The 8657-nt window shown below is 64.1% G+C and carries 6 protein-coding genes; 1 reads left to right on the top strand and 5 read right to left on the bottom strand.

Annotation, left to right across the window (positions count from 1 at the left end; translation table 11 throughout):
* Positions 1-82: 82 nt before the first annotated feature.
* Genes soxG through glyA form a run of 5 tightly spaced genes read right to left on the bottom strand, consistent with a single transcriptional unit; the run spans position 83 to position 6605 of the window.
* Positions 83-757, bottom strand: coding sequence for a sarcosine oxidase subunit gamma family protein (gene soxG / locus QZ766_RS07105; RefSeq protein WP_297199406.1), 675 nt, complete (start codon positions 755-757; stop codon positions 83-85).
* Positions 750-3770 carry a sarcosine oxidase subunit alpha gene (locus tag QZ766_RS07100; protein WP_297199404.1) on the bottom strand — a complete coding sequence of 1007 codons (3021 nt, stop codon included), beginning with the start codon at positions 3768-3770 and terminating at the stop codon, positions 750-752. Before QZ766_RS07100 ends, soxG begins: the two co-directional genes overlap by 8 nt.
* Positions 3767-4063 (bottom strand): sarcosine oxidase subunit delta, encoded by a 297-nt coding sequence (locus QZ766_RS07095; protein WP_297199401.1) that lies wholly within the window; start codon positions 4061-4063, stop codon positions 3767-3769. The genes QZ766_RS07100 and QZ766_RS07095 overlap by 4 nt, the downstream gene beginning before the upstream one ends.
* Positions 4064-4073: 10 nt before the next feature.
* The gene (locus QZ766_RS07090; protein WP_297199398.1) at positions 4074-5327 is read right to left on the bottom strand and encodes a sarcosine oxidase subunit beta family protein; all 1254 of its coding nucleotides are present in this window, start codon (positions 5325-5327) and stop codon (positions 4074-4076) included.
* Between the two features lie 12 nt (positions 5328-5339).
* On the bottom strand, positions 5340-6605 hold the full coding sequence (gene glyA / locus QZ766_RS07085) for a serine hydroxymethyltransferase (RefSeq protein ID WP_297199395.1): 1266 nt from the start codon (positions 6603-6605) through the stop codon (positions 5340-5342).
* 291 nt (positions 6606-6896) lie between these two features.
* Here glyA and QZ766_RS07080 point away from each other — a divergent pair, with 291 nt between their 5' ends.
* The gene (locus QZ766_RS07080; RefSeq protein WP_366509381.1) at positions 6897-8273 is read left to right on the top strand and encodes an L-serine ammonia-lyase; all 1377 of its coding nucleotides are present in this window, start codon (positions 6897-6899) and stop codon (positions 8271-8273) included.
* The last annotated feature ends 384 nt before the right edge of the window (positions 8274-8657 follow it).

Below are 8657 nucleotides of genomic sequence, written 5' to 3'. Positions count from 1 at the left end.
GAAAATCCAGGGTGCGGGCTGTGCGCTCATACGTATCTCCAGATAAAGGCGGCGGGCATTGTGCCCGCCGCGCCGGTGGGTATCAGGCAATGACCTGCAGCCCGTATTCGCGGCCCGCGTCCTGCAGCCACAGCCAGATGTAGTCGGCGAAGCTGCGGCGCACCACCAGCTCCCAGCTCTCCTCGCCGGTGCGGCGCAGGAAAACGCTGCTCTTGGCGAATACCGACCCCGCCACTTTACCTACCGGGAACTCCCGCGGATGCAGATCGAGCGGGGTGCTCTTCTTCAGCACGTCTATTGCCCGCGGGCCGGAGAGCTGCAGCAGGGTCTGGCCGCCGCTGACGTTGACAACAGAGAAGTGGCCGCTGGCCCCGGCGCGCAGCGCCTGCTCCAGGGCATACACCTGCCCGGCGGGCAGCGTCACCAGCCACTCGTCAGGACTCAGCCAGCGCACCGCAATATCACCGTTTTCCGCCGAGGTGAGCGGCTGGAAGGGCAGCGCCACCCCCAGCGCCCGGGCGCAGGCTTTGGTAAACCCGGCGTTAGCCTGCGCGCCGCGCAGGATCAGGTGGCCGTGCAGCGCCACTTCCCGCAGCTGGACGCCGCCGGTGGCCGGCGCGCTCTGCGCCAGCCCGGCCAGATCCGCGTGGTGCAGCGGCGATTCCGCCCGGGCGTTGCCGGCGGGCAGCTGGTCCATCACCGCCACGCCGCTGCTCTCAGTGTGCGCCCGCGCCTGCGGGATCAGGGTTTCAGACATTCTGGCGCTCTCCTTTAGGATCGAAAAAGACCGGGCTGCAGATCTCAGCCTCGATAACCCGGCCGTCGGGCAGGGGGTAGTAAACGGTTTCGCCCATCCGGTCGAGGCCGCCTTTGATAAAGCCCATCGCGATGCTGCGGTTCAGGTTGGCGCTCCAGTAGCTGGAGCTGATATGCCCCAGCAGGTCCATCGGCACCGGCTGTTTCGGGTTCGCCACCGCCTGGGCGCCTTCCGGCAGCACCGTTTGCGGATCGCGGGTTTTCAGCCCCACCAGCTGCTTACGCTGCTCGCGCACGCAGTCCGCCCGCGCCATTCCGCGCTTGCCGATGTAGCTGAAGGGCTTGCTGTTGGCGACTGCCCAGCCCATCCCCAGATCGAACGGCGTTACCGAGCCGTCAGTATCCTGACCGGTAATGATGAAACCTTTTTCGGCGCGCAGAATGTGCATCGTCTCGGTGCCGTAGGGCGTGAGATGATATTTGGCGCCGTGCTCGAACAGTTTCTCCCAGACGTGCAGCCCGTAGTTGGCCTGCACGTTAATCTCAAACGACAGCTCGCCGGTGAACGAGATGCGGAACACCCTGGCGGGAACCCCGGCGACGGTGCCCTGGCGCCAGTCCATAAACTTGAAGTTCTCTTTGCTCAGGTCGATGTCGTCGCACAGCTCGGCCAGCAGGTTGCGGCTGTCCGGGCCGGTCAGCGTCATGGTGGCCCAGTGGTCGGTGACGCTGGTGAAAAACACCTCCAGCTCCGGCCACTCGGTCTGGTGATAAATCTCCAGCCACTCCATTACGTGGGCCGCGCCGCCGCTGGTGGTGGTCATCAGGAAGTGGTTATCCCCGAGGCAGGCGGTCACGCCGTCGTCAAATACCATGCCGCTCTCGCCGCACATCACCCCGTAGCGGCATTTGCCCACGCCGAGCTTGGCCCAGGCGTTGGTGTAGACCCGGCTCAGGAACTCCCGGGCATCTTTGCCCTGAATGTCGATTTTGCCCAGCGTCGAGGCATCGAGGATCGCCACGCCGCTGCGCGCCGCAAGGCACTCCCGATCGAGCGACTGCTGCATTGACTCCCCCGGTTTCGGGTAGTACCACGGGCGTTTCCACTGGCCGACGTCCTCGAATTTCGCCCCGCGCTGGACGTGCCAGGCGTGCATCGCCGTAAAACGCTTCGGTTCGAACAGCGCGCCGCAGTGGCGGCCGGCGATAGCGCCGAAGGCCACCGGCGTATAGTTGGGGCGAAACACCGTGGTGCCGGTTTCCGGAATACTTTTTCCCAGCACCTGGGCGGCGATGGCCATGCCGTTAATGTTGCCGAGCTTGCCCTGATCGGTGCCGAAGCCCATCGCGGTATAGCGCTTGATGTGCTCTATAGCCTCGAAGCCTTCCCGGGTCGCCAGGGCGATGCCCGCGGCGGTCACGTCGTTCTGGTAATCGACAAACTGCATCGGCGCCCGGGTCAGGGGTTTGGTGTGCGGGATGTAGAACAACGCCATCGGCTTCTCCTCGCGCAGCGAACGCGCGCGCGGCACCTCCACCTCCACCGGATGCAGCCCCAGCTTCTCCACCGCCAGCTGCCCGGCTTCTACGCCTTCCAGCAGCACGTTTGCCAGCGCGTAAGTGGCGTTAATGCCCCCGGCGGTGATCTGCCGCTGGCGGGTCGGGCCGGGAATAAAGCCGATCGCTTCGCTGTCCCATTCCGGGCGGCTGCCGGTGTGGCAGGAGAGATGCACCACCGGGCTCCAGCCGCCGGAGCTGGCGACTGTGTCGCAGCGCAGGGTTGTTACCGCACCGGTGAGCGCGTCCCCGGCGGGCGTCAGGGCGGAGATGCTGACGCCGGTCACCCGTTTTTTGCCCTGTACGTCAATGACGCCGCTGCCGGTGATCACCCGGATGCGGCGGGCGTGCACGGCGGCAACGCGTTCGCCCTGCGGGTTGGGACGAGTATCCACCACGGCTACCACAGTGCCGCCGGCGGCGTCCCAGTCCAGCGCCGTCTGATAGGCGCCGTCGTTAGTGGTCATCAGCACCAGCTGCTGTCCCGGCAGCACGCCGTAGCGGTTGATGTAGGTAGACACTGCCGACGCCACCATGCAGCCCGGCACGTCGTTGTGGCTGAACACCAGCGGACGCTCCTGAGCGCCGGTAGCCAGCACCACCCAGCGGGCGCGTACCCGGTGCATGCGCTGGCGCGCTTCGCCGGGGCGCAGGCCGCCGCCTTTATAGTCGCCGCGATCTTCGTTAATGGTCAGAAAGTTGTGGTCGTGGTAGCCGTTCACCGTGGCGCGCATCAGCAGCGTTACTTCCGGCATCGCGGCCAGCTCTGCCACCACCTCGGCGACCCATTTCGCGGCAGGCCTGCCGTTAACCGATTCCCGGCTGGCGAGCAGGTGGCCGCCGAACTCGTTTTGCTCATCGGCGAGGATCACCCGCGCGCCGCTGCGCCCGGCGACCAGCGCCGCCATCAGCCCGGCGGGGCCGCCGCCGACAACCAGCAGATCGCAGTGCTGGTTCATGCTGTCGTAAATATCCGGATCTTTCTCGCGCGGGGCGCGGCCCAGCCCGGCGGCCCGGCGGATAAATTTCTCGTAGGTCGGCCACATTGAGGGCGGATACATAAAGGTTTTGTAGTAGAAGCCCGGCGGCATCACGCTGCCCCCGAGTCGGCCCACCACGCCCATCACGTCAGACTCCGCGTTCGGCCAGCCGTTGGTAGCGGAGGCTACCAGTCCGTCATACAGCGCCTGCTGGGTGGCGCGCACGTTCGGCACCTGGGTCGCTTCGCTGCTGCCGAGCTGGACCACCGCGTTCGGCTCTTCGGCCCCGGCAGCGACGATGCCGCGCGGGCGGCTGTACTTAAAGCTGCGCCCGACAATGTCGATACCGTTGGCGAGCAGCGCCGAGGCCAGGGTATCTCCCTGATAGCCGGTGTACTGTTTGCCGTTCCAGCTGAAGGTCAGGGGACGATTACGGTCGATTCTGCCCCCGGCGGTGAGGCGATTTTTCTGGCTCATTTTTCCGCTCCTTCATGGGTCGGCTGCGGCAGTTCGCCGATGAGATAGACGTCTTTGATTTCGTAAGTCTGGGTATCCCGGGTCAGGTTGAAAAACTTGCGGCAGCCGGCGCTGTGGACCCACAGCTCCTGGTGAACGCCGCGGGTATTTTTACGAAAGTAGAGGTATTCCCCCCACTCCTCGTCGGTGCAGCTGTCGGGATCGAGCGGCCGGGCGAGATGCGCCTGGCCTTTGGGATGAAACTCTTCCTCTTCGCGAAATTCGCCGCAGTGAGGGCAGTAGATATACAGCATGGAAAACTCCTCAGTGTGCGACGCCCGCGGCGCCGTGTTCATCCACCAGCGCCCCGGTATAGAAGCGGCTCAGGGCAAAGGGTTCGGCTATCGGATGCGCCTTGCCGTGGGCCAGCATGTGGGCAAACACGTTGCCCGAGCCCGGGGTGCCCTTGAACCCGCCGGTGCCCCAGCCGCAGTTGAAGAACAGGTTTTTGACCGGCGTGGCGGAGATAATCGGGCTGGCATCCGGGCAGGTATCCACAATGCCGCCCCACTGGCGGTTCATCCGCACCCGGCTGGTACAGGGGAACATCTCGACGATCGCCTGCAGGGTATGTTCGATGATGCTGTAGGAGCCGCGCTGGCCGTAGCCGACCCAGCCGTCGATGCCCGCGCCGATCACCAGATCGCCCTTGTCGGACTGGCTCATGTAGCCGTGAACGTGGTTGGACATCACCACCGTATCGAGGAACGGCTTGATCGGCTCGGAGACCAGCGCCTGCAGGGGATGCGACTCCACCGGCAGCTCAAAGCCCGCCATTTTGGCCATCACCCCGGAGTTGCCGGCGGTGACGCAGCCCACGCGATCGGCCTTGATCGTGCCGTGGGTACGGGTTTTGACGCCGGTGATCTTGCCGTCGCTGATTTCCATATCAATCACTTCGCAGTTCTGAATCAGATCCACCCCGAGGCTGTCTGCCGCCCGGGCGTAACCCCAGGCCACCGCATCGTGGCGGGCGTTGCCGCCCCGGCGCTGCACCGAGGCGCCGAGGATCGGATAGCGGGCGTCCGGCGAGCAGTCCAGCGCCGGGATCTCTTTTTGCAGCTGGTCGCCATAGACCATCTCGTTATCTACGCCCTGCAGGCGGTTGGCGTGCACCAGCCGCTCGTTGGAGCGCAGATCCTGCAGCGTGTGGCAGGTGTGATACACCCCGCGCTGGGAGAACATCTGGTTGTAGTTGAGATCCTGCGACAGTCCTTCCCACAGCTTCATGGAGTGCTCGTACAGGGCGGCGGACTCGTCCCACAGGTAGTTGGAGCGCACGATGGTGGTATTGCGGCAGATATTGCCGCCGCCCAGGTGCCCCTTCTCCAGCACGGCGATGTTGGTCACCCCGTGCTCTTTCGCAAGGTAGTAGGCGGTGGCGAGCCCGTGCCCGCCGCCGCCGATAATGATGACGTCGTACTTTTTCTTCGGCGTGGGATTACGCCACACCCGCTGCCAGTTCTCGTGAAAGCTGAGGCTGTGTTTCAGCAGGCCAAATCCGGAATAACGTTGCATGGCTCAGCTCCTTTAGCGGTAGGCGGGATAGTCGGCGCACAGGCCGAGCACCTGCTGCTTTACGTTGGCGATGGCCGTTTCCAGCTTCGCCTCGTCGGACAGCACGTCGAGAATGTCGGCGATCCAGCCCGCCAGGCGGCGGCAGCTGTGCTCGTCAAAGCCGCGGGTGGTGACCACCGGCGAGCCAATGCGCAGTCCCGAGGTGACAAACGGCGACTGGGGATCGTCCGGCACGGCGTTCTTGTTGACCGTGATATTGGCCCGGCCCAGCGCCGCGTCGGCCGCCTTGCCGGTCAGGCCCTGTTTGATCAGGCTCAGCAGGAACAGGTGATTATCGGTGCCGCCGGACACCACGTCGTAGCCGCGGTCGATAAACACTTCCGCCATCGCCCGGGCGTTTTTGACCACTTGCTGCTGGTAGGTGACGTATTCCGGCTGCATGGCTTCTTTAAAGGCCACCGCCTTGGCGGCGATGACGTGCATCAGCGGGCCGCCCTGGCCGCCGGGGAACACCGCGGCGTTGAGCTTTTTCTCCAGATCGGGATTGGCTTTCGCCAGAATCAGCCCGCCGCGCGGGCCGCGCAGGGTTTTGTGGGTGGTGGTGGTCACCACGTCGGCCCAGGGCAGGGGGCTGTCGTACACGCCCGCCGCCACCAGCCCGGCGACGTGGGCCATATCCACGAACAGCCAGGCGCCGACTTTATCGGCGATGGCGCGAAAGCGCGCCCAGTCCACAACCCGCGAGTAGGCAGAGAACCCGGCGACGATCATTTTGGGGCGGTGCTCCAGCGCCAGGGCTTCCACCTGGTCGTAATCAATCTGGCCGGTCTCTTTGCTCAGGCCGTACTGCACCGCGCGGTAGATTTTGCCGGAGAAGCTGACCGACGCGCCGTGGGTCAGGTGGCCGCCGTGGGCGAGGCTCATCCCCAGCACCGTGTCGCCCGGCTGGCACAGCGCCATATACACCGCGGCGTTTGCCTGGGAGCCGGAGTGCGGCTGGACGTTGGCATAGTCCGCGCCGAACAGGGCGCAGGCGCGCTCGATAGCGAGCCGTTCCACCACGTCGACATATTCGCAGCCGCCGTAGTAGCGCTTTCCGGGATAACCTTCGGCATATTTGTTGGTGAGCGCGGTACCCTGCGCCTGCATGACCCGCGGGCTGGTGTAGTTCTCGGAGGCAATCAGCTCAATATGATCCTCCTGACGCGCCGTTTCGTTCTCAATTGCCTGCCAGAGTTCACCGTCAAAGCTCTGGATATCATCGCTCTTTGCAAACATCGTTTTTGTTCTCCATCAATGCCGAACCGCTGCGGGATAGATACCCGACAGCGCCAGCGCGCCTGCCGTTTGCAACAGGGCGGGTATCTACGAGGGATAATATCCACAGGCAAGGCGGGCATAATGTTTGGTAACGCCGGGGCAATGTCCATTTGCGACATCCCCGAAACGGCGGCCAGCAGCGCGTCGACCGGGCGTATGCGGGCGTCGTTATCCGGCATCTGCCACCGGATGACAGGGGCGATAATGCGGCTTTATCGCGTGGCGTAAAGCCGGGAGAGCAGCATGAGCATCAGCATCAGCGTGTTCGATTTATTCAAAGTCGGGATTGGGCCTTCCAGCTCGCACACCGTCGGGCCGATGCGCGCGGCGCAGCGCTTCGCAGAGCAGCTCGCTGCCATGGCGGACCGCGATAAGGTGAGCAACCTGCGGGTGGAGCTGTTCGGCTCCCTGAGCGCCACCGGCGTCGGTCACGGTACCGACAAAGCGGTGCTGCTGGGGCTGATGGGCGAGTCGCCGGACACGGTGGATCCGCAGATTATCGATCCGGCGATCCGCGCGGTGTGCGAAACCTCCTCGTTGACACTGCCCTGGCAGGCCAATATCGAGTTCGAGTGGAACCGGGACATGATTTTCAGCGAAGACACCCTGGCCTACCATCCTAACGCCATGCGCCTGACCGCCTCCGGCCCGGCGGGGGCGATTTTCTCCTGCATCTACTATTCGGTGGGCGGCGGTTTTGTGGTTGACGAGTTCGAAGCCAGCGCCGCGCAGTCGCCTTTCCCGGATGTCACGCTGCCCCACGACTTCAACAGTGCCCGCGAGCTGCTGGCGAGCTGCCGCAGCAGCGGCCTGCGCATCAGCCAGCTGATGATGGAAAACGAGAAGATGTGGCGCAGCGAAGCGGAGATCCGCGCCGGGCTTGCCCGCATCTGGGAGGTCATGCAGGCGTGCATCGCCAGCGGCCTGCGCAACGAAGGCGTGCTGCCCGGCGGCCTCAACGTCCGCCGCCGGGCGCCCGCCCTGTACCGCTCCCTGCTCACCGCCACCGCGGCTAACGTTATCAGCTCCACCCTGTCGGCGATGGACTGGATCAACCTTTACGCGCTGGCGGTTAACGAAGAGAACGCCGCCGGCGGCCGGATGGTCACCGCTCCCACCAACGGCGCGGCGGGCATCGTTCCGGCGGTGCTGATGTACTACATGCAGTTTCAGCCCACCAGCCGCCCGGAGGACGTGGTCGATTTCCTGCTGGCCGCCGCCGCCGTTGGCACGCTGTGCAAGAAGAATGCCTCTATCTCCGGCGCTGAAGTGGGCTGCCAGGGCGAAGTCGGCTCCGCCTGCGCCATGGCCGCCGCCGGCCTGACCGAAGTGCTCGGGGGCACCCCGGAACAGGTGGAGAACGCCGCCGAAATCGCGCTGGAACACAACCTCGGCCTGACCTGCGATCCCATCGGCGGCCTGGTGCAGGTGCCCTGCATCGAGCGCAACGCCATCGCCGCGGTCAAAGCCATCAACGCCGCCCAGATGGCGCTGCGCGGTGACGGGCAGCACTTCGTTTCGCTGGATAAAGTGATCCGCACCATGCGCGAAACCGGGAAAGATATGCAGGATAAATATAAAGAGACGTCGAAAGGCGGGCTGGCGGTGAATGGGGTGGAGTGCTGAGGGGAAGAACTGTTTGTCATGGCCCGCGAGTAAATGCGCGGGCCGGACGGCACCGTCCTGTGCGGGCTGACTTACGATTTCTTTAGCGTACCGTTACCTGTAAAATCCAATTTTTCAATACGTTAACTCCCGGAATTGCCCCCATAACCGATCTCAGACAGCGGAACCACTCCGGTGGATCGCCACCGCATATGAGAACGATAACAATCCTGCCATACGGCCAGCCTCTGCTGCGCGCGGGCCGTCCATTGTTGATTCAGACACGCGCTGCTGATGATTTCTTCATTTGTCATGCAATTGACCTTTTGGCGGGCTATATAAATCGTATCGTCTTTCCCCTATTGCTGAACCCTTCGCCACCTTAATAAACCCCATAATATTCAA

The sequence above is a fragment of the uncultured Pluralibacter sp. genome, from assembly GCF_913775985.1.
Lineage (GTDB): Bacteria > Pseudomonadota > Gammaproteobacteria > Enterobacterales > Enterobacteriaceae > Pluralibacter.
Note: the sequence above shows the minus strand (reverse complement) of the source record. Positions and strands in the feature narration are given on the sequence as shown.